At 40.4% G+C, this 17,712-nt stretch carries 16 protein-coding genes; 11 read left to right on the top strand and 5 right to left on the bottom strand.

The features are described 5' to 3' along the window. Positions 1-321: 321 nt before the first annotated feature. Positions 322-3,159, top strand: a complete 2,838-nt coding sequence (gene sucA / locus JI665_RS12490; protein WP_206839744.1) for a 2-oxoglutarate dehydrogenase E1 component — start codon at positions 322-324, stop codon at positions 3,157-3,159. Between the two features lie 265 nt (positions 3,160-3,424). Next, a complete protein-coding gene (odhB, locus tag JI665_RS12495) occupies positions 3,425-4,678 on the top strand; it encodes a 2-oxoglutarate dehydrogenase complex dihydrolipoyllysine-residue succinyltransferase (protein ID WP_206839745.1) in 1,254 nt (417 codons plus the stop codon). Between the two features lie 317 nt (positions 4,679-4,995). Here odhB and sda read toward each other — a convergent pair whose 3' ends face one another. Further along, positions 4,996-5,127 (bottom strand): sporulation histidine kinase inhibitor Sda, encoded by a 132-nt coding sequence (gene sda / locus JI665_RS12500; protein WP_206839746.1) that lies wholly within the window; start codon positions 5,125-5,127, stop codon positions 4,996-4,998. 209 nt (positions 5,128-5,336) lie between these two features. Here sda and JI665_RS12505 point away from each other — a divergent pair, with 209 nt between their 5' ends. The 6 genes from JI665_RS12505 (at position 5,337) to JI665_RS12530 (ending at position 10,075) form a co-directional block, all read left to right on the top strand. Then, on the top strand, positions 5,337-6,131 hold the full coding sequence (locus JI665_RS12505; RefSeq protein WP_206839747.1) for a VOC family protein: 795 nt from the start codon (positions 5,337-5,339) through the stop codon (positions 6,129-6,131). A gap of 260 nt (positions 6,132-6,391) precedes the next feature. Next, entirely contained in the window at positions 6,392-8,044 is a 1,653-nt protein-coding gene (locus JI665_RS12510; protein ID WP_206839748.1) for an AMP-binding protein, read from the top strand. A gap of 261 nt (positions 8,045-8,305) precedes the next feature. Continuing rightward, complete coding sequence (locus JI665_RS12515; RefSeq protein WP_206839749.1) at positions 8,306-8,464, top strand: hypothetical protein; 159 nt, start codon at positions 8,306-8,308, stop codon at positions 8,462-8,464. A gap of 96 nt (positions 8,465-8,560) precedes the next feature. Next, positions 8,561-9,430, top strand: a complete 870-nt coding sequence (locus JI665_RS12520; protein ID WP_206839751.1) for a gamma-glutamylcyclotransferase — start codon at positions 8,561-8,563, stop codon at positions 9,428-9,430. A 150-nt stretch (positions 9,431-9,580) separates the two neighbouring features. Next, positions 9,581-9,823 carry a hypothetical protein gene (locus JI665_RS12525; protein WP_206839752.1) on the top strand — a complete coding sequence of 81 codons (243 nt, stop codon included), beginning with the start codon at positions 9,581-9,583 and terminating at the stop codon, positions 9,821-9,823. 48 nt (positions 9,824-9,871) lie between these two features. Next, positions 9,872-10,075 (top strand): DUF6501 family protein, encoded by a 204-nt coding sequence (locus JI665_RS12530; protein ID WP_206839753.1) that lies wholly within the window; start codon positions 9,872-9,874, stop codon positions 10,073-10,075. A 48-nt stretch (positions 10,076-10,123) separates the two neighbouring features. On the opposite strand, the gene JI665_RS12535 is transcribed toward JI665_RS12530, so the two are convergent. After that, positions 10,124-10,678 (bottom strand): YhcN/YlaJ family sporulation lipoprotein, encoded by a 555-nt coding sequence (locus tag JI665_RS12535; protein WP_206839754.1) that lies wholly within the window; start codon positions 10,676-10,678, stop codon positions 10,124-10,126. Positions 10,679-10,794: 116 nt separating this feature from the next. Next, complete coding sequence (yidC, locus tag JI665_RS12540; RefSeq protein ID WP_206839755.1) at positions 10,795-11,583, bottom strand: membrane protein insertase YidC; 789 nt, start codon at positions 11,581-11,583, stop codon at positions 10,795-10,797. A 539-nt stretch (positions 11,584-12,122) separates the two neighbouring features. Between yidC and JI665_RS12545 the strand changes: the two genes are divergently transcribed. Next, positions 12,123-13,052: a lysylphosphatidylglycerol synthase domain-containing protein gene (locus tag JI665_RS12545; protein WP_244671165.1), complete on the top strand. Its 930-nt coding sequence runs from the start codon at positions 12,123-12,125 to the stop codon at positions 13,050-13,052. A 32-nt stretch (positions 13,053-13,084) separates the two neighbouring features. Here JI665_RS12545 and JI665_RS12550 read toward each other — a convergent pair whose 3' ends face one another. Beyond that, positions 13,085-14,146 (bottom strand): glycoside hydrolase domain-containing protein, encoded by a 1,062-nt coding sequence (locus JI665_RS12550; RefSeq protein WP_206839757.1) that lies wholly within the window; start codon positions 14,144-14,146, stop codon positions 13,085-13,087. A gap of 413 nt (positions 14,147-14,559) precedes the next feature. Between JI665_RS12550 and JI665_RS12555 the strand changes: the two genes are divergently transcribed. After that, positions 14,560-16,017, top strand: a complete 1,458-nt coding sequence (locus JI665_RS12555) for a nicotinate phosphoribosyltransferase (protein WP_206839758.1) — start codon at positions 14,560-14,562, stop codon at positions 16,015-16,017. Between the two features lie 27 nt (positions 16,018-16,044). Beyond that, positions 16,045-16,866 (top strand): ammonia-dependent NAD(+) synthetase, encoded by an 822-nt coding sequence (gene nadE / locus JI665_RS12560; protein WP_206839759.1) that lies wholly within the window; start codon positions 16,045-16,047, stop codon positions 16,864-16,866. Between the two features lie 50 nt (positions 16,867-16,916). On the opposite strand, the gene pflA is transcribed toward nadE, so the two are convergent. Next, positions 16,917-17,645: a pyruvate formate-lyase-activating protein gene (gene pflA / locus JI665_RS12565; protein ID WP_206839760.1), complete on the bottom strand. Its 729-nt coding sequence runs from the start codon at positions 17,643-17,645 to the stop codon at positions 16,917-16,919. Between the last annotated feature and the right edge of the window lie 67 nt (positions 17,646-17,712).

Raw genomic sequence — 17,712 nt, forward strand, 5'->3', positions numbered from 1 at the left:
TTCGGCTTTTTATTTTTGCCTCTTTTTAAAACCACCCAGTTATTTCTTATTTATAATTGTTTAACATTTAACAAAACATTTTATTAGAATAAGTAATTACGAAAAAAATTTTTTTAATAGTTTTCCACTATATTCATGTTTTTATCTTTGTACAACTAGATTTTCCGTGTTAGAATAACTGTGGAAACGTTTTATCCTCTGAAAAATATTATTATTCGTAAAAATAAAACGTTAATGCATCTTATAGATGGGTAATGTATTTTCAGGGGAGAAAAATGTATTTGAATTATTTACTTAAAACAGTTATGGAGGTAATTTTCCATGAAAAAGCCATCGAATGGTGAGGGACCTTTTGAACAAGGATTTCATGGCCCCAACCTTGGCTACGTTATTGAACTATATGAAAGATACTTAGAGGATCCATCATCTATTGATCCTGAAATGAAAGACTACTTTGAAAGAAACGGTTCCCCTTTAGCGAGTGAAGGAACTCCGCAAATGGCTTCATCAGCAAATCAGCCAATGAATGCCGGACAGCTTGAAAAAACACTTGCTGCAATTCGCCTTGCTGATAATATCCGCACATATGGCCACCTGGCTGCAGATATTTATCCGCTTGGTAACAATAAATCTGAAAGTGCATTATTCGAACTGAGTAAATATGGCTTAACTGAAAATGATTTAAAAGAGATTCCTGCCGGTGTCATTACTAAAGACGCCACCTATCCATTACGCAACGGACTTGAAGCAATTGAATTCCTGAAAAGTGCTTATATGGGACCAATTGCGTTTGAATTCCAGCATATATTTGATGAAAACGAAAAAGACTGGCTTCGCCGTAAAATAGGGGCCAACAGCCACAAACTGTCAATGCAGAAGGCGGAAAAACTGAAAGTTTTAAGAAGACTGACTGAAGTTGAGGAATTTGAAAAGTTCCTTCATAAAACATTCGTTGGTCAGAAAAGATTCTCAATTGAGGGTCTGGATACAATGGTTCCATTACTGGATGAAATTGTTTCCGAATCCGTTTCTGATGGAGCCAAAACGATTAATATCGGCATGGCCCACCGCGGAAGGTTAAATGTTCTTGCACATGTGCTTGGAAAGCCATATGAAATGATCTTCGCGGAATTCCAGCATGCGCCAAATAAAGAACTGGTTCCTTCCGAAGGATCTATCGGAATCAATTACGGATGGACAGGCGATGTTAAATATCACCTTGGTCTTGATAAACAGATCAAAGATGAGAATACGACCATAGCCAGACTGACATTAGCAAATAATCCGAGCCACCTTGAATTTGTTGGTTCACTGGTTGAGGGCTACACCAGAGCTTCACAGGATAATAGAACAAAAGCAGGTTATCCTGAAGTAGATCCAAAAGCTGCTTTAGCCATTATCATTCATGGAGACGCAGCCTTCCCAGGACAGGGAATTGTTGCAGAAACACTTAACCTTGGGCAGCTGACTGGCTATAATACGGGCGGTTCAATCCATATCATTGCCAATAACACAATTGGTTTCACAACAGAATCACATGATTCACGTTCTACCAGATATGCAAGTGACCTTGCCAAAGGGTATGAAATGCCAATTCTTCATGTTAATGCAGATGAACCTGAAGCAGTAGTCGCAGCGGCAAGAATTGCTTGTGAATATCGTGCTAAATTCCAAAAAGATATCCTTATTGACTTAATCGGATACCGCCGTTTTGGACATAACGAGATGGACGAGCCTATGACGACTAATCCTCTTATGTATAACATTATTCGCAAGCGTCCAACCGTGAAAGCGCTGTATGCTGATAAGCTTTTAAATGATAAGATCATTTCCAAAGAAGAAGCAGAAGGCATTCATCATGATGTACTGGAAAAAATGAAGGCTGCCTATGAAAAAGTTCCAAAAGAAAAAAAGGAGGCAGAGTTAACCAATCCGCCTGAAACAGTCGAAAAGGGTCTGCCAAAAATTAAAACAGCTGTGTCTGTCGATAAATTAAAGCAAATTAACGAAGAATTATTAAAATGGCCAGAGGATTTCAAAGTGTTTGATAAACTCGGCAAAATTCTGCAGCGCAGATTGGAAGCGCTTGAAGGCGACGGCAAGATTGATTGGGGACTTGCCGAAACACTGGCTTTTGCAACCATTCTATCTGATGGTACCCCTGTCAGACTGACTGGCCAGGATTCTGAGAGAGGTACATTTGCCCAAAGAAACGTTGTTTTGCACGATCATACAACTGGAAAAGCGTATTCACCTTTACACAAGCTTTCAACTGCCAAGGCATCTTTCGCTGTCCATAATAGCCCATTATCTGAAGCTGCTGTAGTAGGCTTCGAATATGGCTATAATGTATTCGCTCCGGAGACGCTTGTTCTATGGGAAGCTCAATATGGCGATTTTGCTAATGCGGCACAGGTAATGTTTGACCAGTTTATTGCTGCTGGCCGTGCGAAATGGGGCCAAAAATCAGGTCTTGTCATGCTTCTTCCACATGGCTATGAAGGACAGGGACCTGAACATTCAAGTGCACGCCTGGAAAGATTCCTGACTCTTGCAGCAGAAAACAACTGGACAGTTGCCAATCTTTCTTCTTCAGCACAGTACTTCCATATCTTAAGAAGACAGGCTGCCATTCTCGGAAAAGAGGAAGTTCGCCCGTTAGTGATCATGTCTCCTAAGAGTCTTCTGCGCAATCCGAATGTCGCTTCAAATGGACTGGAATTGAGCGAAGGAGAATTCAAGTCTGTTATGGAACAGCCTGGCCTTGGTCAAAATCACGAAAAAGTGAAACGCATCATTCTTGGAACAGGTAAAATCACAATCGATTTATCAGAAAACCTGAAAAACTACCAGGATCAGGATTGGTTCCACATTTTACGTGTGGAAGAAATCTATCCGTTCCCAATGGATCAAATTAAAGAAATATTAACCCGCTATCCGAATGTGGAAGAAATCGTCTGGATTCAGGAAGAACCAAAAAATATGGGTGCATGGAATTTCGTTGAACCAAGACTGAAGGAAATTGCCGGAAGTGATATAGACGTCACATATATCGGAAGAAGACGACGTTCAAGCCCTGCTGAAGGTGACCCGACTGTTCATAAGAAAGAACAAGCACGCATAATAGATGAAACCCTATCGCAGTCTAACGGGCAGTAAAACTCCCGCATTAAGACTAGATAGATGGATTGAAATAGATTTAGCAGGAGTCAAACTCCCCGTATAGGCCCGTTTGGTGAGATACAGTGAAACTTGCCGATGCGCAGGCAGGGGCTTAGTTGAACCAATCGGGTTCGTAGTGTCGATAGATCGAAGCGTTAGCGGAGATATTAGCGACACTAGAACGCGACTAACAATCAGTGGGAAAATTCCCCCACTGATTGAAGTTTCACTTTAACACGCAAGCAATAAGGAGGAAATTAAGGTGGCAGAAATCATAGTTCCGGAATTGGCAGAATCCATTACAGAAGGTACGGTGGCACAGTGGCTAAAACAGCCTGGTGACACTGTAAATAAGGGTGACTATGTTGTAGAACTTGAAACTGATAAGGTAAACGTTGAAATAATCTCTGAACATAGCGGTGTTTTACAGGAAATTAAAGCCCAGGAAGGCGACACGGTTAATGTAGGTGAAACCATTGCTATCGTTAATGAAAGCGGAGAAGCTGCACCTGCTCCAGAAAAAGCGGAAGAAAAGCCTGAGGCTCCTAAAGCTGAACTGCCAAAAGCAGAGGTTCAGCACGAACAGCCAGCGGCTGAAGAAAAAGCTGGCGGACAGCGTCCGATCGCTTCTCCGGCAGCACGCAAGCTGGCAAGAGAAAAAGGGATTGACCTAAGCCAGGTGCCGACAGCTGATCCACTGGGCAGAATCAGAACCCAGGATGTTGAGTCCTTCAATCCAAATCAAGCAAAACAGCAAGCACAGCCGCAAAAACCGGCAGCAGCTTCAAAACCTGCAGAACAGCAGGCCGGCGGAAAAGAAGTGGAACGAATCAAAATGTCCCGCCGCCGCCAGACAATTGCAAACCGCCTTGTAGAAGTTCAGCAAACTGCAGCGATGCTGACTACATTCAATGAAGTCGACATGACAAATGTGATGAACCTTCGCAAGAAGCGCAAAGATAAATTCTTCGAAGAAAATGATGTTAAGCTTGGTTTCATGTCATTTTTCACAAAAGCGGTAGTTGCAGCCCTTAAGAAAAATCCTTATTTAAATGCTGAAATTCAAGGCAATGAAATTGTCCTAAAAAAATTCTATGACATTGGTATTGCCGTGTCAGCACCAGAAGGTCTTGTAGTTCCGGTTGTACGTGATGCAGACCGCAAAAACTTTGCTGAAATCGAAAAGGATATTATGGACCTTGCGGTGAAGGCCAGAGACAACAAGCTTGCCTTATCAGACCTGCAGGGTGGAAGCTTCACTATCACAAATGGCGGAGTATTTGGATCCATGATGTCTACGCCAATCCTTAACGGACCACAGGTTGGTATTCTTGGAATGCATTCCATTCAATTGCGCCCGGTTGCAATTGATGCTGAAAGAATGGAAAACCGTCCTATGATGTATATCGCACTTTCTTATGACCACCGAATTGTTGACGGCAAAGAGGCTGTCACATTCCTGAAACGCGTCAAGGAACTGATCGAAGATCCTGAAAGCCTTCTTTTTGAAGCATAATAAAATGACAAACCAGAGCGGAGATTCGCTCTGGTTTTATTTTTTATTATGGAAAATTATTTGCATTAAGGAAACATTGTACGTGTTATGAATATTATAATAAAAAAGCAGGTGATCAGCTTGAGAAGAAGGCAGATGAAGATACTCCAATATAGTACAGTGTTAAAGAAACTAGGAGTTCTAAGTCAACAAGAATATGAAAATATTAAAAAAGCAAATAAACTGCCAAAATCCTTGCGAAAATATTAAAAAAAGCGGGAATAGCTCCCGCTCTACATACCCACTAAGTATTTGGCAAATTAATATTAAGTTGAAACTTACTCTTTAAACGGCTTCAATCCCCGTTTTTGAATCTCCGTTTTTAATATCCTAATCCATTCCTTTTCAGACCCCGACTTCAATGCATCACGATACGAGAAGACCAGCTGTTCATTACTCATAATTTTCATTATGCATACCTCCTGGTTAAATGGATTGAATATTCTATTTTTAATTATTGTAAAGGTTTTTTAAGTTTTTGTGAACCCTTTATAAAGAAAAGATTTATTTCATTATGATGACATTTTCTGCAGGCCCATTTCAGCAGCTGATAGTGGACTGGAATACAAACCGAAGGTAAGATTTATATAAATAGATTGTATAAAGGAGGAAGCCGATAATGAATCTGGCACTGGACCATCTCGTCCACTTTATTAAAGCTGATCCATCTGAAGCAGCGGCGAGGTGGAGGAACGAGGGATATAAAGCAGTATTGGGAGGAAGCCATGAAAACTGGGGGACATATAACAGCCTTTTATATATCGGACAGTCATACATTGAATTTCTATCAATTGAAAAAAATCATATTGCCGCTGATGCTGAAAATCCGCTCATTAACCAGCTGACAGATGAACTCCCTTTAGGGGATGGCCTCGGGCAGCTTTGCTTCCGAACCAGTAATATTGAAGACCTAAGAATTGAATTAAAGAAAAAGGGCTTTGAGACCCTTCCGATTTTTAAAGGAAGCAGAAAGAGGCAGGATGGCAGCATGCTTTCATGGAAGATGCTGTTCTTTAAAGAAAATCCCGATTATAAATATCCTTTCTTTATTGACTGGGGCGTGGAAGACGATAGAAGATTTGAAGAACTGAGACATCTTGGCTTTATTGATGAAAACCTTGAAAATAAAAAAATCGAAGCAGTATTTATTGCCTCCAATGACTGTGAAAAGTCTGCGGAGTCCTGGAAGGCTATTATGCCAAATTCCATGGGTGATGTATACATAAGCAACGATGGAAAAGAGAAGAGAGCATCCATTGAAATTGGATCAGCTAATATCACCTTTTGCCAGCCATTGCAGAATGAAGGAAAGGCTATTGAAGTCCTGAAAAAAAGGGGGGAGAAGCCCTTTGCTGCCCAGTTCTCTCCTGGTCTTGAAAAAGAAATAAATCTATTTGAAACTGTTTATTTTTAAATGGGACGGAACTATTTTAGTTTAAACATAAGGAAGCTGCTCTTATAACAAGGGGCGGCTTTTTACTATTAAAGAATACAAATTTGATAAATTAAGAGATATGAAATTGCAGCCGGAAAAATTTATAAGTTATTAATATATGAAAATATTGAATATTCAGCAATATATGATAACATAAAATGAAAGCGTTTTATATATCAGCATCTTAGAGAACTCTTCACACATTAATTAGATCATCATATACCAAGGAGGATTTCTGGATGACGGAATTATTGAATCTAACAGTAGGGAAGCTCCTGGAGGAGAAAGCCGGTCTTCACCCGAATCATGAAGCTGTAGTTTACGCAGATCGCGGGCTCCGAATGAGTTATAAGGAGTTTAATGGATACTGCAGGCTTGCTGCCAAAGGGTTTATGAAGCTGGGTCTTGAAAAAGGAGAGCATATTGCCGCATGGTCAACCAATACGCCAGAATGGCTTACATGCCAGTTCTCAACAGGCAAAATGGGTGCTGTCCTTGTAACAGTTAATACAAACTATCAAGCTGCCGAGCTTGAATACCTATTAAAGCAATCTGACAGTACAACTATTGTTCTAATGGAAAAGTTCAGAGAAACCTCCTACATAGAAATGCTATACAGTATTGTTCCGGAACTAAAGAATTCTGAGCCGGGACAGCTGAAAAGCAAAAGACTTCCTTTTTTAAAAAATGTTATCGTGATGGGAGAAAAACGCTTTCCCGGGACTTACAGCTGGGAAGATATTATCAGGATGGGCGAATCAGTTACAGACGCAGAACTCAATGAGCGTATGGAGAGCCTGGACCCGGATGATGCCATCAATATGCAATATACATCAGGGACGACAGGGTTTCCAAAAGGGGTTATGCTAGCCCATAACAACATTGTTAACAATGGCTATAATATTGCTAATTGCATGCGTTTAACAAAAGATGACCGTTTATGTATTCCTGTTCCGTTTTTCCATTGCTTCGGGTGCGTGCTGGGGACGATGGCATGCATATCCGTCGGCGCAACCATTGTGCCTGTGCAGGAGTTCAGTCCTAAAGCTGTTCTGCAGACGGTCCAGGATGAAAAATGTACAGGCCTGCATGGGGTGCCGACAATGTTTATTGCAGAGCTGAATGATCCTGACTTCTCAAAGTATGATCTATCGGCTCTCCGTACTGGCATAATGGCTGGCTCCAATTGTCCTATTGAAGTCATGAAAGGCGTTATTGAAAGGATGGGCGTGAGCGAAATAACCATTGCCTATGGTCAAACAGAGTCCTCTCCCGTCATAACGCAGACTCGAACGGATGATCTGATTGAGCTCAGAGTGGAATCAGTCGGAAGAGCACTGCCGAATGTGGAAGTGAAAATTGTGGAACCAGGCACCAATAAAGAAGTACCATTTGGAGAACAAGGGGAATTGTGTACAAGAGGCTATCATGTCATGAAGGGATATTATAAAAATCCTGATGCTACAAAAGAAGCCATTGATGAAGATGGCTGGCTGCATACAGGTGATCTCGCTGTTATGGATGAGAACGGGTACTGCAAAATCACTGGAAGACTAAAGGATATGATCATTCGCGGGGGAGAGAATATATATCCCCGCGAAATTGAAGAATTTCTTTATACGCATCCAGCGATTCTGGACGTTCAGGTGGTTGGAGTTCCAGATGCCGTCTATGGGGAGGAAGTGGTCGCCTGGATAATCGTAAAAGAAGGCTCTGAATTAACACCAGACGAACTTCGCGAATACTGCAAAGGGAAAATTTCACGCCATAAAATCCCTCGCTATATAGAATTTACAAAGGAGTATCCAATGACGGCTTCTGGTAAAATCCAGAAATTCAGACTCCGTGAAAAGGCTAAAGAAGTCGTTGAAAAAGCAAATACATTGAAATAAAGTACATTTAACCTGTTGGGACTATTCCAGCAGGTTTTTTTATGTAATAAGATGTATAGATTCTGAAGCTAGATAACTGTCCAGCTCCAGGCGCCTTCGGCTCTCGGGTATAAGCCAATAGGCGGGCGCCTTCCGCTTTCCTAAAGAACTCCTCATTCCTTCATTCATAAGTCTTAATAAATCTCAATCCCATTGCCAATGTTTTTACTGCGTAAAGTATTTAAAATGAGATTAAAGATAAATTGAAGGGAGAGATAGAAGATGTACGAGGAAATTTATGTCATTGAAGTTTTGAATAATGCTAAGCGGAAGGAATTTGCTGAACTTAACCAAATTAATCCGTTCCAGGAAAATACGAAGGAAAAATTTTTCTGCAAGCTTCCTTTAGTAAAGAAGTTCACAGTATGCCAATGCAGCTAGGACGGAGATTACTATCCGTCTTATTTTTTTGAAAAGAATCTTCAGAAAATGGTAGTATAATAAACAAAAGAGAAGAATAAGGGGGAGCAAGCACTAATGACAACACAAAAGCTGTTTGTTTATGGAACCTTAAGAAAACATGAGTCAAATCACTTCGTTTTAAAAGGCAGTACCTGCATTGCCGAGCAGGCATGGGTATATGGGGAGTTATTTGATACAGGACTTGGCTATCCCTCTATGAAATCATCACTTGACCAAAAAGTGTATGGAGAGCTTTATGAAGTGCATTTAGATCATTTCACTGACCTGGATGAACTTGAGGATTATATCCCGGGCAGAAAAGATAATTTATATGACCGTGTGGAACAGACTGTACATACTGATACCGGAGAAGTAAATGCACTAGTATATGTCTCCTGCCGGGATGATCTTTTAGCCGAACCCATTCTACATGGAGATTGGAAGCTTTATCGCTTAATGAAGGAAAAGCCCGAAAAGACGTTTTATTTTGCTTACGGTTCCTGCATGGATGATGAGCGGTTTTGCGTGGCAAAAATAGATCACCACTTCAAAACCATAGTCGGCGGGGGAACGCTGGCAGGTTACTCGATGCAATACCTATTTTCCAGGGAGGATGGAGGAAGGGCAGACATTATCGAAAATGGCGGCGTCACGGAAGGAGTTCTATATGAACTTCCTTATGAAGCAGTAGAATACCTGTTTCATAGAGAAGGTTTTTATGGACAATGGTATCGTCCTGCCTTTGTGAATGTCAAAGTTGGAGATAAGTTTTTTGGAGATGTCCTGACTTTTCATGTCTACAATAAAAAGGGGGAGCTGCCCCCGCCTGACCATTACGCGCTTGAAATTCTCCGGGGAGCAAGAGGCAGAGTAAGTGACGATTATTACAGAAAGCTTGAACAGCAGCTGGAAAAACTGGGTGTTCAAATTAGATTGGATGCTTAGTACTAGCCCATATTGATTTTTCTCTGTGCTGACCAGTTTTCATCTATTGAAATTTGCTAAAATAGCGCAAAATTTTTATTTGGTGGTTTGAAACAGGCTAAGCGGGTGGTATATTACCTTTGCCATCATCTTAGAAAGAAGGTCATCAAAATGAAAATTTTAGCAGATAATGGCTTTTATGAAGTGGAATATGATAACGAACATTATGATCATTTAGAGTTTGTACGAATAGACCAAATCTGTGAAATTAATTATATAACAATGAAAAACACGCTAACCGGAGAAGTGTATACATTTGAGGCGGATAAAATCAGCCGATTCCGGAAATTTATGAAATTAATGCCAGCAGTTAATGAGAATCCAGTTGCAGACAACAGTTCGTATTCTTTATAATAAAAACTAATCATAGTAAGTAATGCAGATTATGAAGGAGTGGCAATTATGATTCATTTAAAATGGCATGAACGAGAAACATTGAAAAAAGTAAAATGCGTGCATACAGATGCAGCAAAATACATTGTAAACCGGGCTTTGACAGCAGGGAATACCTATGATGTAAAAAATGAAACTGAAGAATTCTATTTCATCACAGACAATTCCGGAAAAGTAAGCGGATTTTATAAAGATTATTTCCATGATGCTTAATCCAAAGAAGAAAACGGCCTGTTAAAATGGGCCGTTTTTAATATTCCTTTACCTTTGTGTAGGAAAAATTCTCCTGACTGTTTCTGTAAATTCATCAAAAAATCCTTCAATTGGCTGACCGGCTTGAATGTCCTCAGTATATCCAGTCATTCGATCATAAAAGTCGGGGTTAACAGAAACATATACATTATCAATGTCCTGATCGACTGCTTTAACCTGATCGGAAATCTTTTTCTCGACATCCTTAGTCAATTCCCCATTTCCATCATTCAAGCGTGCGGCAACATATGCATTATTGTCTGTCACAATTACATTCGCAGACTCAACCTCTGGAATAGAGGTAATTTTATCGGCAGCTTTATCAGCAACCTTCATTCGAGGGGATTCATTTCGATTCTCATTGTTTGTTCCCGTGCGGGTAAGATCAATCCCGGGTTCAGTGGTGCGTCCATTTTCGCCATAATTGCTGTTGTTCACTTTTGTAGGCTCTGTCAAGTCTCTGTTTCTTTGAGCTGTTTCATTCATATCCGCGTCATTCATGCCGCAGCCTGCAAGTAATGCAGCTGACAATGCCCCTGCCATTAATAATTTACCTTTGATCATTCACTTTCCTCCTTCCGTTTTTCCCTCTTATCTTTCCAATAATAGGTGAGGTTATTCAGATTTCTTTTATAAAATAGACAAAAAAGGAGCAGGCATTAAGCCCGCTCCCCATGTAATTATGATTCTGACATGAACTGCATAGTATCAGGTTTATTTTTCGTATACAATCTTCTGCCAAGCCATGATTGAAAAACTAAAAATAATCCGCCCGCAGTCCAATATAGCGGCAAAGCGGCAGGTGCATTTAAAGAAACAAGCATAATCATTACAGGAGACAAAAGACCAATCAATTTCATTTGCTTTGGCGTTTGCGCAGTCATATTCGTTAGAGTGAACCGGTACTGAAGATAGTACACAATTCCTGCAATGATTGTGATCCAAATATCAGAATGACCAAGATCGAACCAGAGAAATGAATGTGCAGCTATTTCCTGATTCCCTCTTATGGCATAATAGAACCCCATCAGAATGGGCATTTGAATAAAGATTGGCAGACATCCCGCTGCATTCAAAGGATTTACTCCGTGAGATTGATACAAACCGAACATTTCCTGCTGCAGCTTTTGCTGCTCCTGTGGTTTTTTCGCTATTTTCAGCTTTTGCTGAATTTTTTCAAGTTCAGGTTTTAACTTATCCATTTTTTCTTTCATTTCGCTTTGATTTTTATATTGTTTCAGCATTAAGGGCATTAATATCAGCCTAATCATTATGGTAATGAAGATAATGGCCAGGCCGAAATTACCATGAAAGAAAACGGCTGTTCCATGTATTGCCAAAGCAAAGGAATCGACAAAATAATGATGGAAAAAACCTGTTCCTTGTCCGCCTTGAGCCTGACAGGCAGATAAGAATATTGGCAGTACAGTAATCATGGTAATGGCTAATAACAGTTTAATTTTTCTCATACAGGTCAAACCTCCCGCTATTTTTTTCTTTAAATAGGGGAGAGACCTTCAGGCTCATCACTATCTTGGCCTTTTTTTAGAATAAGTTTTGCTATCCAGGACTGAATTGAATCGCAAATAAAGCCCCGAACCATGTAAAAACCTGGAAGGCTTTCAAATTGTCTTTTTTCGTTCTCAATATATCTGGTATTGCATAAAGTCGGCTCTATTTTCCAAATGATTAACAGCTTTGCTGCTAAACCAATAATATATGTTAAATAAAGAGTATATTCTGATGAAATAAAAGACGATTCAGTTAATATTTCAAAGATATTATTTCACCTCTATTCACAGATTTAAGTATAATTGAATGCTGCATTGAAAACAATTGCAGATATGACCAATTGCAAAAAGTTATCGTTTGTCCCATTCTATTGTATCTATGCAGGAATATAATAGGAGAAGGTATATATTGTCCGCTTTAGTATGCTACACTCTATCAGGGAGATTAAATAATCATTATCTCTAGTTCACTACATGAATGGTGGGGTATTTTGTCTTTGTTAAAACAAAAAACAATTATAACGCTTGCCAAACTCCTCGTACCCTTATTCATTTTGCTGTTTGTCATGATGGAAGCAAAAGGGATATTCAATGATTTTAATTGGGCTCTCCTTGAGCTTTATGTTGACCGGCTAACCTTCCGAAGACTATTTTTTATCCTTTTATTGGGACTGGCTGCACTTTTTCCAATGTATTTCTATGATGAAATACTCCAAAGGCTTTTCAGGATTAAAGTGCCTAGAAAAAAGCTATTATTTTATTCTTTATCTGCCAACGCATTCTCTAACTTTATCGGATTTGGAGGTGTGGCCGGAGCAACACTAAGGTCCTATTTTTATAAGGATTACTTGACTGGCAATACTCCGTATATCAAAATTATTGCCAAGCTGTCGCTTTTTTACCTCACCGGCTTGTCCATATTGTCATGGATGGTCCTTTTTACAGATTTACGTTTATACGATGATGTTAAACTTATAAAGATTGCCGTTTGGGCCGTTGCGGCATATACACCTCTGCTGCTTGGCGTTTACATTTTTAAGGCGTCTTTTTGGAATATGAAACACATCAAAAAAGGATTTGCAGGAGAATTGCTGGCTGTTTCTTTATCGGAGTGGCTATTTATTATTATATGCATCTGGGGAATTGCCCGGGCCCTGGAAGTATCGATTTCATTTTTTGTGCTGTTTCCCATTGTCATCATTTCAGCTTGCGCTGGCATTGCGAGTATGATCCCTGGAGGCATTGGTTCCTTTGATTTTGTATTTTTGATCGGACTGGAATCACAGGGTGTTCCCACCGAATTGGGGCTGTTGATTCTCATGTTTTATCGTCTCAGCTATTATGTAGTTCCTGTGTTTATTGGCACTCCGTTTGTCATGAGCCAGTTCTGGAATACCGGAATGCCTAAAAACAGCTTCAAATTATAAAAGAGCCGTTGCGGGCTCTTTATTTTTTATATTTACCAAAGAACATCCAGAATGTCCTTGTTGAATAAATTTGTATCTATATTGCACTCCTCCGCATCAATTCCATACTGCCAGCCTGCAATCAAGGAATTTGCAGGAGCTTCAGGTTTATATCCAGGTGCCTGTTTCTGCTCAGTGATTCCTATATTTGGCGCAGCAGTCCATATGAATGTGTTTTCAAGTATGGAAGAATTTTCAGCTGCAGCTTCACTGAAAGATTTAGTCAGGGCCTGTTCCTTATCAAAAATCCCGTATATGCCGGGATGATAGGGTGACTCCTCCATTGCTTGATACCAGCCTTCAATAAAGGAAGAATCAACAGGATAATTTGGCTCAATATCCGCAAAAATCGCTACTCCCTCCGGTATCCCCAGCTCCTGTGCCAATTGAACAGCTGCTTTTGCCTCACTCTGTCCATTTTCAAGGCCTGTTGCATCATTAAATCGATTCCAAATCACGAGTAATTTAATATTATTGTCTTGCAGAAGTTTGGCCTCTTGTGGTGTAATGCCTGCTGATACACCTTCCTTTTCACCTAAATAGCGTCCCCAGACTTTAGGAGATCCGAAATTCTCCCGTACGCATGAAAGCAAGTCGCTTGTGGTGAGACTTGCAGAGTCTACACCCCAAACGACTTCATCATCCTCAGACTTGCCATCCTGTTCATTTTTCGCACCTTTATCGCTGCCGCTGTTTTCATTTTCATTTCCTGTTTGACCGGAGTCCTGATTTTTATCAGCTTTATTTTTGATTGTATTTGTTACATTAACGTCTACATTTACCTCAATGTCATTCGTAACATTATTATCAATTTGGCTATCTTCACCATTATTCAAATCGTTGTCGATTGAGTTATTAACATTAGCTTTATTTCCTTTTATATTATTTTTTACTTGATTGCTGATATCACTGTCATTGCTTTTGCTTTGGCCATCTGGAATGGTCTTGGTTATTGGCGTGTCATCCTTTGAATCCATTAGGGAGAAAGCAAAGAGCGAAATCATTACGGCAAAAAATGCGGTCACAACGAAAGGCAAAAGGTCCCGTCTTTCCATAGCTCACAGCCCTCCTTGTCAGTTCATGACATCCTATGCGGAGGGCAGAAAGTTGGTGATTGCCCTAATCGGGAAATGCAGTCCGACAGTCCGAGGGAATATTCCTGCTTCATATTTCAAAATAACATTTCAGCGAGCGACACTCGGGAAATAATTTCAAAGTGTTATAACAGGATAATATCACTGTTCAATATAACGAACAACTGAAGAAGAATGTGTAAAAAAATCCTTAACGGGTAAATAACTGTATGGCTTGAGGCTGAAAAATTTGATTAAGGCGAGAAACTTCACTACTATTAAAATAATAGCCAATTTTTCATCTATTTAAGATGATAAAATATTGAATGGGGGATAATAGCAGATAGCAGATTTTTAATAGGAATTGTTATATTTGTCACAGGAGGTTTAAGATAATGCAGAGGGAATTTGCGGATGATAGTATAGCCTTGCATACTGATTTGTACCAAATAAATATGGCACAGACTTACTGGGAAGACAACATACATACTAAAAAGGCGGTCTTTGAAGTGTTCTTCAGGAAGCTGCCTTTTGGCAACGGCTATGGAATTTTTGCCGGCCTGGAAAGAGTTATTGAGTATATAGAAAACTTCAGATTTACAGACACTGATCTGCAGTACTTAAAAAACGAATTGAACTATGAAGAAGATTTCCTCGAATACTTGAAAAACATGAGGTTTTCAGGGACCATCAAATCAATGGAAGAAGGTGAGCTTGTATTCGGCAATGAACCAATTTTGCGTGTAGAAGCTCCCCTGGCTGAGGCCCAGATTATTGAAACTGCTATTTTGAATATCATTAACTATCAGACATTGATTGCTACAAAAGCAACCCGAATCAGAGAAGTAATTGGCGACGGAACAGCCATGGAATTCGGTTCAAGAAGAGCCCATGAAATGGACGCAGCCATCTGGGGAACAAGAGCAGCCTATATCGGCGGCTTTGATGCCACATCTAACGTTAGAGCAGGCAAGAAGTTTGGCATTCCGGTTGCAGGAACCCATGCCCATTCATTTGTTCAGGCTTACCGGGACGAGTATACTGCTTTTAAGAAATATGCCCAGACCCATAAGGACTGCGTTTTTCTCGTCGATACGTATGATACCCTTAAATCAGGAGTACCGAACGCAATTAAAGTGGCAAAGGAGATGCAGGGTCAAATTAACTTTAAAGGTATAAGGCTTGATAGCGGGGACTTGGCTTACCTTTCTAAAAAAGCAAGAAAAATGCTGGATGATGCAGGTTTTCCTGAAGCAAAGATTATTGCGTCAAATGATCTGGATGAATACACCATCATAAACCTGAAAGCTCAAGGGGCGAAAATCGATATTTGGGGCATAGGCACAAAACTCATTACAGCGTACGAGCAGGCTGCATTAGGGGCTGTTTACAAACTCGTTTCAATAGAAGATGAAAATGGCAAAATGGCTGACACGATAAAAATAAGCGGCAACCCGGAAAAAGTGACAACTCCCGGATTAAAGAGGGTTTATCGGATTATTAACAGAGATAACCATAAATCAGAAGGGGACTATATTGCGCTGGATCATGAAAATCCTCAAGCTGAGCAAAAACTTAAGATGTTCCATCCTGTTCACACGTTTATAAGCAAGTTCGTTACAAATTTCGAAGCCAGGGAGCTGCATAAAGTGATATTTCACGAAGGCAAGCTTACCTATAAAGTTCCATCTTTAAAAGAGATGCAGAAGTTTGCAAAGGATAATCTCAATGTATTATGGGATGAGTACCGCCGTTCTCTGAATCCGGAGGAATACCCAGTCGACCTTAGCCAGGAGTGCTGGGATAATAAGATGAAAATGATCAGCCAGGTGAAAGAAAATATAAATGGCTGAAGCTTTAAGAAGAGGGAGGAACCTGCAATGAATCTGCAAAAAGAAATTATGGAAAGTTTAAATGTAAATCCGACTATCAATCCAAAGGAAGAAATAAAGAAAAGAATTGAGTTTCTAAAGGATTATCTTGTTAAAACAAATGCAAAAGGTTATGTTTTAGGCATAAGCGGCGGCCAGGATTCCACTCTTGCCGGAAGACTTGCGCAGCTTGCGGTTGAAGAGCTTCGAAAAGAAGGGAAGGACGCAACATTCATCGCAGTCCGCCTTCCGTACGGCGTTCAGCAGGATGAGAAGGATGCACAGCTTGCCCTTTCCTTTATTCAGGCCGACAAAGAAGTGGTCTTTAATATTAAAAATGCAGTCGATGAAGTGAAAACCGAGTATGATCGAATAATTCCGGAAGAACCGCTGAAGGATTATCATAAAGGCAATGTTAAAGCCCGCATGAGAATGATTGCCCAATATGCCATTGGCGGCCAGTATGGCTTGCTGGTCATCGGCACGGATCATGCTGCAGAAGCAGTGACTGGATTCTTCACAAAATATGGCGATGGCGGCGCAGATGTCCTGCCGCTGTCCGGACTGACAAAAAGACAGGGAAAAGCACTTCTTAAAGAGCTTGGGGCAGAGGAAAGACTATACTTAAAAGTGCCTACAGCAGATCTTCTTGACCAGAAACCCGGACAGGCTGATGAAACTGAATTAGGTATCTCATACGATGAATTGGATGATTACCTTGAAGGAAAACCAGTAAGTCCGGAAGCGGCAGAAAAAATCGAAAAACGCTACCTGGTATCAGAACACAAGCGCCAGCTGCCTGCATCCATGCACGATAATTGGTGGAAATAAGCATTTATCACAAAGAAAAATCAGTTCCAGCAATCGGAACTGATTTTTTTTCATTGTCCTGTAAGTATGTGATAAGCCCATTCTGCCATTTCCTCACTTGGCGGCTCAGTATCCTTCAGCGGATATTCCAATCCGAGTGCTTCCCATTTATATACACCAAGCTTGTGATAGGGAAGAACCTCAATTTTTTTCACATTATTTAAATTTTTAATGAAACGCCCAAGCTGTTCCAGATCACGTTCATCATCAGAGATTGAAGGCACAAGCACGTGGCGGATCCATACTGGCACCTGATGATCAGACAGATACTGGGCGAATTGGAGGATATGATCATTTGTAAGACCTGTCAGTTTTTTATGCTTATCCCTATTAATATGCTTTAAATCCAGCAGCACCAGGTCCGTATAGTCCAGAAGCTCTTTCAGCTGCTTTTGAAAAAACGGGGAGGTGGAGTAGCTGCCTCCCGATGAATCTATTGCAGTGTGAATGCCATGTTTCTTGCATTCTTTAAAAAGTTCTATAAGAAAAGGAATCTGAAGCAAAGGTTCACCGCCGCTAACTGTAATGCCGCCTCCGGAAGCAGCCAAAAAAGGGAGATAGGATTGCAGATCATTCATGATTTCTGAAATAGATATTTGTTTCCCTGACCCAATTTCCCAAGTGTCCGCATTATGGCAAAATTGACAGCGAAGGAGGCACCCCTGTGTAAAAATGACATATCTAATGCCAGGCCCATCTACTGTACCAAATGTTTCAATTGAATGAATATTGCCGTACATCAGCATCTTCCTTTCCAAATGCAGCCGGCGCAGCAGCAGCATTGCTCAATCTTTTTTTGAAGAGAGG

The organism is Bacillus sp. NTK034, from assembly GCF_017303275.1.
Taxonomy (GTDB): domain Bacteria; phylum Bacillota; class Bacilli; order Bacillales; family Cytobacillaceae; genus Cytobacillus.

Excerpts from the sequence above, each read along its gene's own strand:
- sucA (WP_206839744.1), top strand. The coding sequence starts at position 322 with ATGAAAAAGCCATCGAATGGTGAGGGACCTTTTGAACAAGGATTTCAT.
- sda (WP_206839746.1), bottom strand. The coding sequence starts at position 5,127 with ATGAAAATTATGAGTAATGAACAGCTGGTCTTCTCGTATCGTGATGCA.
- JI665_RS12505 (WP_206839747.1), top strand. The coding sequence starts at position 5,337 with ATGAATCTGGCACTGGACCATCTCGTCCACTTTATTAAAGCTGATCCA.
- JI665_RS12510 (WP_206839748.1), top strand. The coding sequence starts at position 6,392 with ATGACGGAATTATTGAATCTAACAGTAGGGAAGCTCCTGGAGGAGAAA.
- JI665_RS12515 (WP_206839749.1), top strand. The coding sequence starts at position 8,306 with ATGTACGAGGAAATTTATGTCATTGAAGTTTTGAATAATGCTAAGCGG.
- JI665_RS12520 (WP_206839751.1), top strand. The coding sequence starts at position 8,561 with ATGACAACACAAAAGCTGTTTGTTTATGGAACCTTAAGAAAACATGAG.
- JI665_RS12525 (WP_206839752.1), top strand. The coding sequence starts at position 9,581 with ATGAAAATTTTAGCAGATAATGGCTTTTATGAAGTGGAATATGATAAC.
- JI665_RS12530 (WP_206839753.1), top strand. The coding sequence starts at position 9,872 with ATGATTCATTTAAAATGGCATGAACGAGAAACATTGAAAAAAGTAAAA.
- JI665_RS12535 (WP_206839754.1), bottom strand. The coding sequence starts at position 10,678 with ATGATCAAAGGTAAATTATTAATGGCAGGGGCATTGTCAGCTGCATTA.
- yidC (WP_206839755.1), bottom strand. The coding sequence starts at position 11,583 with ATGAGAAAAATTAAACTGTTATTAGCCATTACCATGATTACTGTACTG.
- JI665_RS12550 (WP_206839757.1), bottom strand. The coding sequence starts at position 14,146 with ATGGAAAGACGGGACCTTTTGCCTTTCGTTGTGACCGCATTTTTTGCC.
- JI665_RS12555 (WP_206839758.1), top strand. The coding sequence starts at position 14,560 with ATGCAGAGGGAATTTGCGGATGATAGTATAGCCTTGCATACTGATTTG.
- nadE (WP_206839759.1), top strand. The coding sequence starts at position 16,045 with ATGAATCTGCAAAAAGAAATTATGGAAAGTTTAAATGTAAATCCGACT.
- pflA (WP_206839760.1), bottom strand. The coding sequence starts at position 17,645 with ATGTACGGCAATATTCATTCAATTGAAACATTTGGTACAGTAGATGGG.